Genomic DNA, 13,653 nt, shown 5'->3' on the forward strand with positions numbered 1-13,653 from the left:
GGATGTCACTCATACTGCGGCGTAGACGTGCTGACGCCGGCGACACCGTGCAGAGGCACGCGATTGTGATCCCGCATTCCGACTTGGCATCGATGCGGTCATGGTTGGGTTGTCGCCGGCACGTTACTACCACAACCAGTTTGAGAGCCGCCGCTCGTGGAGATCGCGAATAACCCTGACCGGAAACAGTGAGACGCTACGCGTCGAGCAGCTGGTCGCGAGCTCGCTTCAACTCCGACACCTCGTGTGCAGGTGGCGTCTCGACACGTCCGCCGGCGACGACCACCGACTCGTCCTCATCTCCGGGCGGCAACCGGGCGGTCTCGAACTCCGAGTCTGCAGTCGTGACGCCATACCGCTCGGCGAGGCGTTTCCGCCACGCGTACAGACTGGTCCCCCGTGCGTTCTCCAACTGGGTCTCCCAACGGTCGCACGCGATCGCGTAGCCCTCGGTGGCGGGACGGTCCTCGCGTCGGAAGCGGACGGCGGCGCCGACGCCGGCGGGCTTGTCGTGTTGGTGCGGGATGTTCGGCGGTCCTTGTAGTGCGTGCTCGCGGTGGAGATCCGGACGTCGGTCGCACCCCAGCGTTCGAGCTCGTCGACGATCGACTCGAACGATTCCTTGCGCGTGAGCGAGATGTTGCCTGGGTAGGGCTCACGCTCACCGGCGGGCGTGCGGGGATACCCGTCGGGCCACTGCAGTTGGGGCGCGCGCCGTTCAGCCGTGTTCATCAACCTCCTCGCAGACAACCTCGCGGAGTTCGTCGAGCAGGTCTGGGTGGTACTTTTTGAGGATCTCCACGTCACTTTCGAGCTCTTCCTGAATCCGCCCTCGGACCCGGGAAGTTGCTTGATACTTTCGAGAGTCTCCATGCTCGCCTGCGATCTGCTCGCGCTCCGTCTCTGTGAGGAGCGCGCGAGTCTTCGCCATACCTCGTGTTCCAGGCCTTTCCATTGTAGTATTTGCTAACCCCTACAGGACATTGCTTAGCGTATCTACTAATAGTTAGCGCAAATGCTAACCTATAAGTGGTTAGCAAATATACTAACTAGTAGGAAGCGCGGGACGCGGTCAGAAACGGTCTGGCCGCCGGCGCGACAACGCCGACGACCGCGCTGTCCACTAACGACAGCATGAACGATCACCACTCACGCGCTGATAAGCGCACCGACACGGAACAGATTACTGACCTACGTGACCTCCGGCGGGGCGACTGCGTCCTGTTCGGCGACCGCACTCGCCCGCTGACGGTCGTCGGCCTCGGGGAGCGTCACCAACAGCTGGGCGAGCAGGAACTCGTTACGCCGCTCGTCCGCGTCCGCGGCGAGTGGGACGGTGCCGTCGACGTCGTGCTCACACCCGTTTGCAAGCGCCTCGGTGAGGACCACGCATCGGTCGTCCTCGAAGAGCGCGAGCAGATCATCGCGTGTGAGGGCGGCAACCTCTCGAAGGGCCGAGAGGTGGACGTCGAGCGCGTCGACGCGAGTGCGAATGAGTCCGCGGTCTGTGAGGCGAGCGCCTGATGCCGCACCCAACCGACAAGCGCGCGTGTGAACGTGCCGACCGGCGTGTTCGCGAGCAGCGCGAGCGCCGTGACGACCTCGTCGACGGCGACCTTGCGAGTTCGTACGAGGTGGCTGCTGATGAGTAGCGCCGGCGACGCGGCGACTGGTCCGGGCACGTTCGACGAGCGCGCCGCCCGCGCCCTCACGAAGCCAATGACGGTCGTCGATTGTGTCGAGGCGGACTACGTCGAACTCACCGTGACGCGCGGGAGCAGCCACCCGCAGACGCCCGATTTCGGCGCCGAGATGGTGTCGACTATCGAGATGTTGACGAGTGGCAACCGATGGACACTTGAACCGGACGCGTCAATCGATCGACCAGTAGGCCATAGTGGCGACCCGATGACTGACGACGACAACGCGCACGCGAACGCCGTGGCCGCACAGCTGCGGCTCGCCGAGGAGAACGGTACGCTGCCCGAGGGTCTCGAAGTGGAGGACGTCGGCGACGGGGACGAGGAGGCAGTCGATGGGGAGTGACCTCCCGACGATCGAGTTCGTCGGCGCCGACGGCATCCGTCGTGAGCACGACTACCAGCGCGCCCCGCATGCGCCCTGGAACGCGCTCCTCGTCGAGCGCGAATCGGTGGACGGCGAGATGCGCTACGTCGGGACCGAGCGCCTACGCGAGCTCCGCGTCGACGGCGAGCCCGTCACGGCCGTGACGCTGGCCGACGCCGATCTGAATCACCTCTAACAGACCGAGAGAGCTAGGCGTCGAGGGCGAATTTTACCTCCGTCCAGACAGCTCAGCAACGTCTGCTGTGAGCCTCCAGCTCGATGCGACTGGGCGATCGGTGTGTCTGCACCATCCAGCCACACCCCACCCACCGCTCCGTGCTTGCTCCCAACGGTCGCTGCGCGCACAGCCACAATCGAGATCACCACAGACAGATACGGTAGCAGATCCCATCTTTTCCTGTTTCCTAACGCCCTCCGCCAGATACTGCGGCTTGTCGATCGGCCGTCCCCTCTCAGTGGCGACATGAGAACGCGAACAGCTGCAGGGACACGTCGCCACCAACGGCTTGTCGACCGGGCCGCATAGATCGCTTGTTCCGAACATGGGTGGCCATTCTTCTTGGGTGAACAGACCGTTCAGGTCCGAGAGCCAACATGGTTTCTACGAGATGACGCGTTCTGCGGTCAAATCCCACTACACCGATTTCCGGGCGGACCCGATCGATCTCCTCATCCAGCCCGGCTGTACCATCAACGCAATCCGGATCGCCGGCCGGCGGTCACGGTGAGCTTGTGAGTGGGATCTCGGGTGACCGCGTCACCCGGTGGATCGACGTGGGCTACCCCAAGGACCGCGATCGCGCCGAAGAGCAACTCAACGAACTACCGGCAAGCTCTGACGCCGATGAAGAAGAGAATTCCGTAGAAGCAGACGAGGTGACTGTCGACTCGTAGCGACAATCTCGGTACCTCATCACTGGGACGGAGACACACCACTTTTGCAAGTGAAGCGCGGTCATGCGACGCCCCCATCGGCGTGGCCTGTCGAATCAAGTAATATCGTTCATCAACCCAATCTCGCGAATCGTTTCGATCTCGGGTGAAAGTCGAAGCACGTCAGACATCGCTTCGATCGCGCTCGTGAACGGAACGTTCAGTTCGTAGCTGTAGTAGTTCCCGCGAGAGCCGCTCCGGTTCTCGGAAGCAGAGAGTATTCCCAACATCCGCAGGTCCGCGAGGTGGTTGTGTACCGATCGCTGTGCAAGTGTGTCTGTCCCGGCGGACTCACAGAGGGATGCGTATTCGTCGTATACGGCCCGAGTTCGACACGGCGTTTCTTGTTTGGCGGTTTTCGACACGACAGCAAGCAACGCCAGTCGTCCGTGTGTCGTCAGCTCTCGCATTCCCTCTTCGACTCGTTCGCGTTCAAGTCTCGATCGCGCCTGTTCCGCGTGTTCCAACTCGATGCACGTTGCGTCTTCGCTCTCAGCGACTTCTCCGGCCAGCCGAAGCAGATCGAGCGCCTGCCGCGCGCTTCCGCTATCGCGAGCGGCGAGCGCGGCACAGAATCCCAAGACACCGTCAGCAACTGACCCCTCACGGATCGCGACATCTGCCCGGCTCTGAAGAATATTTTCCAACTCAGGCGCATCGTACGGGGGGAACTGTAGCTCGCGTTCACACAGCGTGTCTTGGACGCGAGGATCTAACTCGTCGCGAAATTTGAAGTCGTTGCTGATTCCGAGAACACCGATCTTCGTCTCTTCGAGATTGTCGTGTGCTCGCGCTCGTGGGAGTTCATAGAGCAGCTCGTCCCGCTTACCGATGGAGTCGATCTCGTCTAACACGAGGAGGACCGTTCCGCCGATCGCCTCGAGTTCATCGAACAACTTGTTGAACACCGTTTGTTGCGGGTAACCGGTTGAACTGATCTCGTTGCCTGGTTGTCTAAGTTTGTTCACGAGTTCGACAGCGACTTGATACGATGAATTGAGCGTCTTGCAATTGAGGAAAATGACCGAGAGCTCGATATCGTCGTACGCTGTAACGTCTGATTGAAGCTGATCGAGGAGGAACTCCGTCACCGCCGTTTTTCCCACACCTGTGTTGCCGTATACGAACACGTTGTTCGGTTCCCAACCGTCGATGATCGGTTGAAGAGCATGCATGTACTCCTCAATCTCTTCATCCCGCTCTTCGATCTGATCGGGCTGGTAAGACTCGCCGAGGGCGTCTTTGTTGGCGAAAACGTTCTGTTTCCGCTCAAACCGTCGCATACCTACACATCCTCACAGTAGTATATAAAACCACATATTCATGTGTTACAACTGAACGTCATGACCCGTTATCTTCCTCATTCAGACACACCACCTTTGCAAGTGAAAGGGGTGACAGAAGTAACGCAAGTCTCTCGTCTGGTGGTGATTTTCTGTTCTGTACCATATCGTATACGACACCAGATCACGGCTAGTGAATGTGACACCCCACCGTTGCAAGTGAAGCATGAACGACACGGATAAGTAAAGCGGATCCAGTAATGTGGGTTAGTTACAATAGTTCAAACAGTGTCCCACACCACAGCTGCTGCTGTCTTCACTCGCAGGGGTGCTGTGTGACTAACACGAAAGAATCTGAACAGTGGAGAGGAGGAACATCAGATAGTGATAGGAACGACAATTCATCGGGGACCATTCATCCGGACTTCACTCGCAAGAGTGGTGTGTGTCTGGTCCACTCCTTCGAGGGGTATCGCGCTAAAGAGGCACTTGAGCAGAGCCAGATCGAACACGGGATGCGCGGGCTCACGAAACACGGCCACCACCTCTCGCTGGTCGCATCACTCCAACTGGCCCTCGAAGACGAGACGCCCGCGAGAATCCGCGACGTATTCCCGCTGTATCGACGCATCGCGGAACACTCCGACGTGGATCCGCTCGTTCGCCGACGGATGCACGATCACCTTGCCGATCTCGCGATACTCGGAATTCTCGATAGACATGCGCGGAACGAGGGACGTGCCGGCGGCCAGTACTACGAGTACGCGTTTAACGTCCCTCTCGAACTTGTTATTCGCGTGGTAATGGATTTTGAGGGCGTCGCGTTCCCACGAGAGGTACGCATGCTCAAGGAACACTCGACGTGACATCCTCGCCCGCCGTGAACGGCGGGGCTTCCACCGCAGGTGGAATACCAGCAAATGTACTGGATTGAGGTTTCAAGACGTGTGCGCGTCACCGGTCTCGGGCTTCGCCCCCGCTCCCACCGTTGGTGAGCTAGACGAAACCTTGTCATCGGAAGCCCGCTTCTCAGACGGGAGTCCCTCACTCGGTGACGTGTCTTCGTGGGCCTGCCACTGGCCCCCGCTCCGAAGCGAGTCATCGCCTGCCGATTTCCAAGGCAGGCTCTCTCCCCACGGATTTAGCCGATTGGCTATGTTCGCCGCTGCATTCAAATCTGCTTGGTACTCCGACACCCAGCACGCCTCATTCGTACACTTGAACGTCCCTTGATGCGGCCTGTATCCGAGGTGCTGACACGCGTGACACGTCTTCGACGTGTAATGCGGAGACACGTACTCCACAGGAATACCGCGCTCCGTTGCCTTCTCCTCAATACGCGACTGCAATCGAGAGAACAGCCATTTGCCGAGGCGTCGATTCCAATACTTTCCGATGTCCTCGTCAGTGATACCGTCGAGGTATTCAAGGACGATGACCGGGTTCTCGAACTGGGACGCGTACTCAACGGCCTGCGCAGAGGCTTTCTCGATTTCGTCTTCGATGGCGTCTTGCCACCGACCCCACACGAGGTTGTCTAAGAGGTTCGACGCGTAGCGTTGTTTCAAGCGGTCTTCGGCACTTTCTTGCCTCTGTCGGAGGTGTCGGACGCGACCACCATCCACGAACAACGGGTCAATGGGTGTGTTGTCTCGGAAGGCACAGCCCACCAAGAGTTTGGATTCACCAACGTCGAACCCTACCGGAGTCACCTCGTCACTCTCACACGAACACGAGTGGTCTGGCTCGACTTCGTAGTTCGCAGCGACGTGCAACACCCACCGGTCGCTATCTTGATTCAAGGAGAGAATCCCGCCGTTCACGGCGGGCGTGAATCCGACACGGTGCTGAGCAACCGCCGACGATTGCTCACCGAAACCCAAATGCTTAGTACACGCCGTCTCGTACACGTTGGCAAGGGTTGCGTCGGCTCTCGGCACTTGCGCGGGAGTACGAGACGCGCTGAAACTAGCGTCCCGAGTATTTCCGGGCGTCGGTTCCCACGGGTCGGTTCTGCAACCGACTGCGGGGTTCGCGTCGTTCGTCAGCACGGGAACCCGGCCTACGGGTCGGGGAAGTGTGACCGAACCGACCGTGCCGTGAGGCATGACCGCTTGAGAGAGAGACGCCCCGAGAAACCGGGCGTCGATGACTCGCTCGCGGGTGGGAGCGCCCGTGACAGCGCCACAGGACGCTCCCGAGCGAGGGACGAAACCCGTCCCACCGACCTCGGGAGAGAAGGTCCTGAAACCTGCTCGGTAACGGGCCGGGTTTCCTCGTGCGGGGGAAGCCTCGCCGTTTACGGCGAGGAGGATGTCACGACCCTGGATCAGATTCGGAAGTTAAACAGGTCACAATCTTCCCCGGAGAACGAGTTACGATATACAGTTCACGTTCACCCTTCGCATTCGTTCCGGGAGCGGGAACGTCCTGTTCGGAGGAGTCGAAGACTGGTGAGTACGACCTCATTCTCGAAACCCGAGTTGGAAGAGATCGAACCATCAAAACGTACGGTATCCAGTATTCAGCGTCTCAAGAATCCAATACCTGCGAAATTTCCATCAACGAGGACTAATCATGGTAAATCTAATCGACATCGTTCTGGAGGGGTTCAAAGAGGTCGTCGATTGGGTAATCAGCCTCTTCATGGACGGGCTGCGATCAGGCTACGAAATCCTCTCCGAGGAGATATTCGGGACACCTACACCAGAGACCGATGGTGCATTTGTCTTTGGCAATCCCAATAACGCTCCTTGGCCTGTGATTCAGGATACACTGGTCGGTGGTGAGATCATGTTGATCTCACTACTTCTCCTCGTGATGTGCGTCCAAGGCCGTCACACAGTCCGAATCTTCAATATCGGAAGCGCATACGAGGCCAGACGCACCAAGAAAACCGCCTGGGTCGGTGCATTCCTGATCATCACCTGGTACTGGGTGAGTATCCTTGGTCTCTACATCGTAGACGGATTCACCATCGCCCTGATGCCGAGTTTGGACTCTCTGAGTGATGCGATGCTCAACTTCTTAGAGGTCTCGCTCAGCAACCCCGGGCTTTCGCTCGTCTTTGCTCTCATTGGAGGACTCTCAATGTGGGCGTTGGAGGCACTCTACTACATTCGTGAGGTCCTGCTGTACGTCTTCGTATATGGGATGCCGATTGGGTTCGCTCTCGCATATGGAAACATCCCCGTCCTCTCCGATATCGCAATGGGGTTCAGTAAGCGATTTGTTCCATTAGCCATCCTGCCTCTCCCGGCAGCGGTAGTGTTCAAGGGATACGACCTTCTGTATTCTCAGAACGCAATCTCCCCGAGTACCCCCTTTTTGCGGTATCTGGTCGCAGTCTCACTTCCGGTCATCGCGCTCTACATCTCGTGGAAGACGTTCAAATTCGCGACCCCACTGACGGCAAAAGTCCTCGGTGGCGCGACAAAGGGGGCGACGCTTGTCGGCGGCGTGGCTGCCGGTGCGTACGTCGGCGGCGTCGGCGTCGCGACGACGGCCGCCCGATGGGGGCCGAAAGCCGCCGCAGGACACGCGCTTGCACAGAAAGCGGCCGCGCGCGGTGGCCACCGCGACGACGGCGACACACCGTCGTATCGACGCACCGAAAACGACCCAGTGACATCCTCCCCGGCGTAAACGCCGGGGCTTCCCGTACCGCAGGTGGGATATTTACTGGTTTACGATACAACCTGTTCTCTCGGGCGAACCGTCCCGCTCTCGCGGTCGAACAAGTGTACCGATGGCTGTGCCACACAGCCGTTACTCCTATCCTCTCCGTGAGGACTCGGAGTTATCTTCTGCCGCATATAGCCTATGTAGAACCAGTTACTTAATAGTTGTGGATTGCCGTGGAATATCCGGCCAGAGTGTCATCGGTGGACTGGTCAGCAAGTGTCGGATTCACGCCCGCCGTAAACGGCGGGATTCTCTCCTTGTGAAAAGATAGACACCACGGGAGCGTCACAGACCACGGCCCGCGGAATGGAGTTTGATCGAGGGATCCAGTAACAATGTCACTAGACCCAGACGCAGCTGCACGGCGCATCATGAATCAGTTCGGTGAGGAGAGCCACATTCCGTACCTTAACATCGAGGAGGGCGACGTGGGCGTCCTCATCGCCTTTCCGATCGTCGGGCTCTTCGTCGCCGGAATCGCCGGCGTCGAGTCGCTTGCGCTTCCGTTTGTTGCCGGCGGGCTCGGGCTCGGCGTCGCAATCGTCTACGTCTCGCCAACCCACGTGAACGCGTGGACGTGGACGAAAGACGTCTCGCGATACGCTATGCGACCACAGATCACGTTTAGTGCCCCCGAGCACGCTGACGAGAGTCCCACCGAAACAGACCGGAATGCAGGCGGCCTCGCAAACTACACGCCGTTTACACCTGACGAGCGGACCCAAGACCTCACGAATATCGAACGGGCGTGGCCAGGTGCTGGGGCGATCCAACGTGCCGACGGGGGGATGGAGGCGTTCATCGAGATCGACCCGGACAACATGGACTTCGCGATGTCCGATGACTGGGCCCAGCTCCAAGACGCCGGCGAAGCGTTTGCCAACACGGAACTGGACGCAAAGCTCAAACTCCACGCGACAACTCGTTCGTTCCCGGTCGAACAGATCACCGAAACTATCGAGGACCGGCTCCACGACGAAGACGTCACAGCGAACCCGGTTTTCAAAGAACTCCTTGAGGAGTACCGAGAGACGCGCCCCAAAGAGATGCGCGAGCGGGGGACCCAGCAGATTCGCTACTACATCGGCGTCCAGGTCACCCCGCTGGAGGTGTATGACCGCTTCCGCGATGAGGAGACGCCCGCCGAGAAGCTTACCCAGTTCCCCGTGATCGGCTTCCTGTTCACCCCGTTTGTCACCCGTCGCGAGAATCTCACCGCCGTTGAGCGCCGCGCCCAACTGTTCGAGAAACTCGACAGTCGTGTCACCGACGTGCGCACCGAGTTCATCCAACAGGCCTCGGGGTGGTCTGCCCGCCGGCTCAGCACGGTCGAGCTGTTCGTCCTCAATATGGACTTCTGGAACGGCTGCGAGCACGACTATGACGACGCAGAGCGTATCGTGCGCGACCACGCAATTATGGGTCACTCGCGCCGGGAGGATGCGCACAATGGATAACCAAATCCTCCAGTCGGGTAGCGAGGCTGTCGGCCAGTTAGTGGAGTGGCTGTCGAATCCGATCGCAGCTGAAGGCGCCGCCCTCTACGTCGGCATCGCGGTTGTTCTCGGCGTCGGTGGGACACGGCTCTGGGACTGGTACTCCGAAGATGACGACGAGGAAGTCGCATTCTCAGATCTCCTCGACGAGGAGACACTCAAAGACGGCAAGGCCGAACGGCAACTGCTCGACGACATCGCCGAATCACACAAGACGATCACCGCACCGGCCGCCATCGAATGGGACACACGAGCCGCACGCGTCGGCGAGCAGTGGACGACGACGCTGTACATCACTGAGTACCCGGACTACCCGAACGACGGGTATCTGAGCGACCTTTTCGAGCTGACCGATATCCAGTTCGACCTGACGGCGCATCTCACCCCAAAAAATCAGGAGCGGGCGCGGAACGAACTGCAAGAGATCGCTGATGATCTCCAGGTGGATGCTGATCTCGAACAGAGCGTTCGGAGTACCTACCTGCAAGAGCGCGCCAACGAAGCCGCCGCGACCTACAAAGCCGTCGAGAACGGCGCGCGTGTCTTCGATCAAGGGCTGTACGTGACGGTGCGGGCCGACGAGAAAGACGACCTCCGAGATGCCGTCCAGACAGTCACCAGTGCGCTCCGTGATGATCCAGCGAACCTCACGCCGAAGACGGCGATCTGCCGGCAAGACCTCGCCCTCCAGTCTGCCGCACCCATCGGCAAGAACGTGTTCGGACGCACATCGATCGCGCTCGGGGGCGCCGTCGGCGCGATGCTTTCCTCACCACACAACGCGACGATTCTCGAAGAGGGTGGCGTCGAATTCGGAATTCACAAAGATACCCAGAGTCCGGTCGTCATCGATCCGTTCGCCCGGGAGAACGGCTATGCGATGTTCACGGTCGGGGACACGGGCTCAGGGAAGTCGTTCAGCTCGAAGCAAAACTTCATCCGCTCGATCGAGCAGAGCAAGGACCGCATCGGAATCATCCTCGAACCGCTGAACAACTGGGCCGGCGTCGCCGAAGCTCTCGGCGCCAAACGCATCACGGTCGGCGGAACGCTCGGGCTAAATCCCCTAGAAATTCGCGAAACCCCCGAACACGTCCAGCGGGCGATGGGTGAGGACGCGAGTCCCTTTAACGAAAAACTCGATGACGCGATGAGTTTCCTCACGAACTTCTTCGCACTGCGGGGGATTTCACTCGGGGATCGACGGACGACGCTCGAACTCGGGCTCAAGCGTGCCTACAAACGTCAGGGGATTACGGACGACATTGCCACGCACAGCAACCCGAGCCCGACCATCCGCGACATGCTGGATGTCTTCGAGGACATGATCGACGACCCTGAGGCGTTCATCGTCCGATCTGACGAGGAGACAGAGAAGATCACAGAGGATGCAACGTGGCTACTCGATCAGCTTCGCCCCTTCGAAGGGGGCGGTCGCCACGCCAATCTCGGTCAAGCGTCGGACTTCGACATCCACGACGAGAAGGTCATCTACCTCGATCTCGCCCAACAGGAGGGTAGCGTCGACAGCAGCACGGCGCTGACGATGCAGCTGCTCATCTCGCTGGTGTACGAGCGAGCGAAGATATCGGACACAGAGGTCGTGTTCTACATCGATGAGGCACGCTACATCATGCAGGATGCTGCGAGTCTGGCGTTTCTTGAAACCGTGTTCCGTCACCATCGGCATCACGATCTGTCTATCCGGCTGGTCACCCAAACCGTCGATGAGTTCTTCGAGCACGCCGAAAGCGAGGCCATCCTCGATCAGTGTGCCGTCAAGCAGTTCCATCGCCTCGACGGGATGGACGAGGCGTGGGCCGCCGAATTCGGGTTGAACTACGCACAGATGCGGTTCGTCCAGGATGCGGTGCCCGGCAACGAGGATGCCGGCTTCGCTGAGGCGCTCATCGGCGTCGACGGCGAGTGGCGCGGCATCCAGGTCACAGCGATGCCCAACGAGAAACGGGTCATCGACTTCGACCCAGCCACCCAAGAACTGGCGTCGCTTCCGGGCGCCGGCGACACCATCGAGAGCGAACGGGCAGCGTTCCACACCGCACCCACTCACCGAGCACCGAACAAGTGACACGCGTCACCGATGTTTCAGCCGACACCCCGACCGCAATACATCACTCTTGAAGATGTGTAACAGCGGGGGTGGTACCCCCCACCGATCAATGTTGCGTCCACAGGCGACTCGGCAGGGCGGCAGCGATCTGCGTCTCACCCGATCGTACGCCGTGCTGTCCACCGTACGTGTCGTCGACGACGATCCACTCGGGCACAACGCGGGGCCACGAGATACATCACGGCTGTGAGATGTCGATCGTAATTCTGTCGATCACCCTGGAAATAGTGGGGGTGATACCGGTGAATCTCGATGTCGGCCATCAGAGAGGTTACCGCCGTCGTCGACGACGACACGGATGCGCTGTCGGAAACAGCATCGATCGACTCTCGACGCCGTCGAGCGATTTTTAGAGCGTACCAGCCGATTGCGATCGGCCGTCCTGGCCGGTGTGTGTCGATCGCGTCTCTCCGGGGTGGTGACCCCAACAGTGTCACCCGTTGTCTGCAGTGTTATTGCGGACGGGAAGACCACCCAAAGACGGCAGGGAGACGGATCGAGATGCGATCGTACAGAGCGACCCGAAGATCTATACACGAGTACGACCCGATAGACGTCCCGCAACAATACGTGGTCGACGCCGACGTCGAGATGCTCGGTGAGTGCGTCTCTGGCGATATTTATTTGCCTGATCCGTGTGATCATGTCACGCGTACACTATGGGAATTCCCCCGACCGCCGACACCCTCCCGGACGCGCTCGTCGATCGTGACCAGTGGGTGTGCTGGCGAAGCCAACAGCGAGAGGACAAGCACACCAAAGTCCCGATTATTCCCGGCACAACGCAGTTTGCGTCGACGACGGATCCGGATACGTGGCGAGACTTCCAGACGGCCCGCAAGGCGGTGACATCAACCCCAGTCGATGGATTGGGGTTTGTGTTTACGACAGATGACCCGCTCATCGGGATCGATCTGGATGACTGCCGCGATCCTGACACCGGCGAGCCGACCGCGTGGGCCAGCCAGATCATCACCCAACTCGACTCGTACACGGAAGTGAGCCCCTCTGAAACCGGCTATCACATTCTCGTCACGGGGGCGCTCCCTGAGGGACGCAACCGCGCTGGCAACCTTGAGCTGTATGACCGATCGCGATTTTTCACTGTAACCGGCACACAACTTGCAGAAACACCCGCAACGGTAGCCGAGCGGACGGCAGCGGTGGCGTCGCTTCACGCTGAGAAAGTGGCTTCCGAGTCGTCCAGCGAGCCGCCCAGTACCACCACGGATCGATCCCCGAACGATGACACCACCGCACCTGAGACAGCCACCGCCGGCGTCGGTGCGCTTTCAGACGAGGAGCTACTCAATCGGGCAACAGCCGCTGCCAACGGTGCAAAGTTTCGTCGGCTCTGGGGAGGTGACACCAGCGGCTACGAGAGCCACTCTGAGGCAGACATGGCACTGTGTCGGCTGCTTGCTTTCTGGACGGGCCGGGATCGCGGTCGAATGGATCGACTGTTTCGACAGTCGGGGCTGGCCCGTGACAAGTGGGACGAGGTCCACTACGCTGACGGCAGTACCTACGGTGAGAAGACGCTTGAGCGGGCGATCGCTCGTACAGACGACGTGTACACGCCACCGGGGACAGCCGACGCATCACCGTCGGCCGGTGACACTGACACCGCTCCCGATGACTCAGCGGCTCCCTCGACACCAACGGCGACCGATCCCGCACAGCACGCGTCGACGTCACCAGCCGAATCGACACCACCCAGCCGAACCGAGACATCATCAGCCGGTGACTCCACCGCAGGGTCTCCCGCGACGGCAGCAACGACACTCAACTCCGGGCCAGCAGCTCACCCACAGCATGCCCGCGCACGTCTCGAACGACTCGAAGAGCTGACAGCCCGAATTGAAACGCTCATCGAAGAAAACGAACAGCTTCGAGCGGATTTAGCGGCCGAACGGAACCGACGACAGGCGCTCGAACGCGCCACAGATGAGGATGAAACAGCCAGTTGGTGGCCGCTGTAACGCGTACGCTTCGGTCTCCGCGGGACACGTCCCTGTACTTATCGACGATCGTGATC

Annotated in this window: 14 protein-coding genes and 1 pseudogene; 10 read left to right on the forward strand and 5 right to left on the reverse strand. The window is 59.8% G+C overall.

What is annotated here, in order from left to right:
* Positions 1-196 precede the first annotated feature (196 nt).
* Entirely contained in the window at positions 197-412 is a 216-nt protein-coding gene (locus HLAC_RS19605; RefSeq protein WP_241211157.1) for a hypothetical protein, read from the reverse strand.
* A gap of 306 nt (positions 413-718) precedes the next feature.
* Positions 719-931, reverse strand: a complete 213-nt coding sequence (locus HLAC_RS14565) for a hypothetical protein (RefSeq protein ID WP_015911487.1) — start codon at positions 929-931, stop codon at positions 719-721.
* A gap of 203 nt (positions 932-1,134) precedes the next feature.
* Between HLAC_RS14565 and HLAC_RS14570 the strand changes: the two genes are divergently transcribed.
* From HLAC_RS14570 to HLAC_RS19340, 5 genes are all read left to right on the forward strand, one after another.
* Complete coding sequence (locus HLAC_RS14570; protein ID WP_015911488.1) at positions 1,135-1,524, forward strand: hypothetical protein; 390 nt, start codon at positions 1,135-1,137, stop codon at positions 1,522-1,524.
* Complete coding sequence (locus tag HLAC_RS19840) at positions 1,524-1,652, forward strand: hypothetical protein (RefSeq protein ID WP_015911489.1); 129 nt, start codon at positions 1,524-1,526, stop codon at positions 1,650-1,652. Before HLAC_RS14570 ends, HLAC_RS19840 begins: the two co-directional genes overlap by 1 nt.
* Complete coding sequence (locus HLAC_RS14575; protein WP_015911490.1) at positions 1,645-2,046, forward strand: hypothetical protein; 402 nt, start codon at positions 1,645-1,647, stop codon at positions 2,044-2,046. Before HLAC_RS19840 ends, HLAC_RS14575 begins: the two co-directional genes overlap by 8 nt.
* On the forward strand, positions 2,036-2,263 hold the full coding sequence (locus HLAC_RS14580) for a hypothetical protein (RefSeq protein ID WP_015911491.1): 228 nt from the start codon (positions 2,036-2,038) through the stop codon (positions 2,261-2,263). The genes HLAC_RS14575 and HLAC_RS14580 overlap by 11 nt, the downstream gene beginning before the upstream one ends.
* Before the next feature lie 557 nt (positions 2,264-2,820).
* Complete coding sequence (locus HLAC_RS19340) at positions 2,821-2,982, forward strand: hypothetical protein (RefSeq protein WP_015911493.1); 162 nt, start codon at positions 2,821-2,823, stop codon at positions 2,980-2,982.
* Between the two features lie 95 nt (positions 2,983-3,077).
* On the opposite strand, the gene HLAC_RS14585 is transcribed toward HLAC_RS19340, so the two are convergent.
* Positions 3,078-4,304, reverse strand: a complete 1,227-nt coding sequence (locus HLAC_RS14585) for an orc1/cdc6 family replication initiation protein (RefSeq protein WP_015911494.1) — start codon at positions 4,302-4,304, stop codon at positions 3,078-3,080.
* A 443-nt stretch (positions 4,305-4,747) separates the two neighbouring features.
* Here HLAC_RS14585 and HLAC_RS14590 point away from each other — a divergent pair, with 443 nt between their 5' ends.
* Complete coding sequence (locus HLAC_RS14590; protein WP_241211158.1) at positions 4,748-5,170, forward strand: Cdc6/Cdc18 family protein; 423 nt, start codon at positions 4,748-4,750, stop codon at positions 5,168-5,170.
* A 72-nt stretch (positions 5,171-5,242) separates the two neighbouring features.
* Here HLAC_RS14590 and HLAC_RS14595 read toward each other — a convergent pair whose 3' ends face one another.
* Positions 5,243-6,214, reverse strand: coding sequence for a transposase (locus HLAC_RS14595; RefSeq protein WP_241211159.1), 972 nt, complete (start codon positions 6,212-6,214; stop codon positions 5,243-5,245).
* Between the two features lie 667 nt (positions 6,215-6,881).
* Between HLAC_RS14595 and HLAC_RS14600 the strand changes: the two genes are divergently transcribed.
* Positions 6,882-7,949, forward strand: coding sequence for a TrbL/VirB6 family protein (locus HLAC_RS14600; protein ID WP_015911496.1), 1,068 nt, complete (start codon positions 6,882-6,884; stop codon positions 7,947-7,949).
* Positions 7,950-7,990: 41 nt separating this feature from the next.
* On the opposite strand, the pseudogene HLAC_RS18895 reads toward HLAC_RS14600, so the two are convergent.
* Positions 7,991-8,119, reverse strand: a pseudogene (locus HLAC_RS18895) (RNA-guided endonuclease TnpB family protein); the annotation flags it as partial.
* Positions 8,120-8,323: 204 nt separating this feature from the next.
* Between HLAC_RS18895 and HLAC_RS14605 the strand changes: the two are divergent.
* From HLAC_RS14605 to HLAC_RS14615, 3 genes are all read left to right on the forward strand, one after another.
* The gene (locus HLAC_RS14605) at positions 8,324-9,445 is read left to right on the forward strand and encodes a TraC-like domain-containing protein (RefSeq protein ID WP_015911497.1); all 1,122 of its coding nucleotides are present in this window, start codon (positions 8,324-8,326) and stop codon (positions 9,443-9,445) included.
* On the forward strand, positions 9,438-11,573 hold the full coding sequence (locus HLAC_RS14610; RefSeq protein ID WP_015911498.1) for a VirB4 family type IV secretion system protein: 2,136 nt from the start codon (positions 9,438-9,440) through the stop codon (positions 11,571-11,573). The genes HLAC_RS14605 and HLAC_RS14610 overlap by 8 nt, the downstream gene beginning before the upstream one ends.
* 701 nt (positions 11,574-12,274) lie before the next feature.
* Positions 12,275-13,597 carry a phage NrS-1 polymerase family protein gene (locus HLAC_RS14615; protein WP_015911499.1) on the forward strand — a complete coding sequence of 441 codons (1,323 nt, stop codon included), beginning with the start codon at positions 12,275-12,277 and terminating at the stop codon, positions 13,595-13,597.
* Positions 13,598-13,653: the final 56 nt, after the last annotated feature.

The sequence above is a fragment of the Halorubrum lacusprofundi ATCC 49239 genome (assembly GCF_000022205.1).
Lineage (GTDB): Archaea > Halobacteriota > Halobacteria > Halobacteriales > Haloferacaceae > Halorubrum > Halorubrum lacusprofundi.

Bases quoted from the DNA above. Each gene is read 5' to 3' on its own strand.
- HLAC_RS14565 (WP_015911487.1), bottom strand. From the start codon at position 931: ATGGCGAAGACTCGCGCGCTCCTCACAGAGACGGAGCGCGAGCAGATC.
- HLAC_RS14570 (WP_015911488.1), top strand. From the start codon at position 1,135: ATGAACGATCACCACTCACGCGCTGATAAGCGCACCGACACGGAACAG.
- HLAC_RS19840 (WP_015911489.1), top strand. From the start codon at position 1,524: ATGCCGCACCCAACCGACAAGCGCGCGTGTGAACGTGCCGACCGGCGT.
- HLAC_RS14575 (WP_015911490.1), top strand. From the start codon at position 1,645: ATGAGTAGCGCCGGCGACGCGGCGACTGGTCCGGGCACGTTCGACGAG.
- HLAC_RS14580 (WP_015911491.1), top strand. From the start codon at position 2,036: ATGGGGAGTGACCTCCCGACGATCGAGTTCGTCGGCGCCGACGGCATC.
- HLAC_RS14585 (WP_015911494.1), bottom strand. From the start codon at position 4,304: ATGCGACGGTTTGAGCGGAAACAGAACGTTTTCGCCAACAAAGACGCC.
- HLAC_RS14600 (WP_015911496.1), top strand. From the start codon at position 6,882: ATGGTAAATCTAATCGACATCGTTCTGGAGGGGTTCAAAGAGGTCGTC.
- HLAC_RS14605 (WP_015911497.1), top strand. From the start codon at position 8,324: ATGTCACTAGACCCAGACGCAGCTGCACGGCGCATCATGAATCAGTTC.
- HLAC_RS14610 (WP_015911498.1), top strand. From the start codon at position 9,438: ATGGATAACCAAATCCTCCAGTCGGGTAGCGAGGCTGTCGGCCAGTTA.
- HLAC_RS14615 (WP_015911499.1), top strand. From the start codon at position 12,275: ATGGGAATTCCCCCGACCGCCGACACCCTCCCGGACGCGCTCGTCGAT.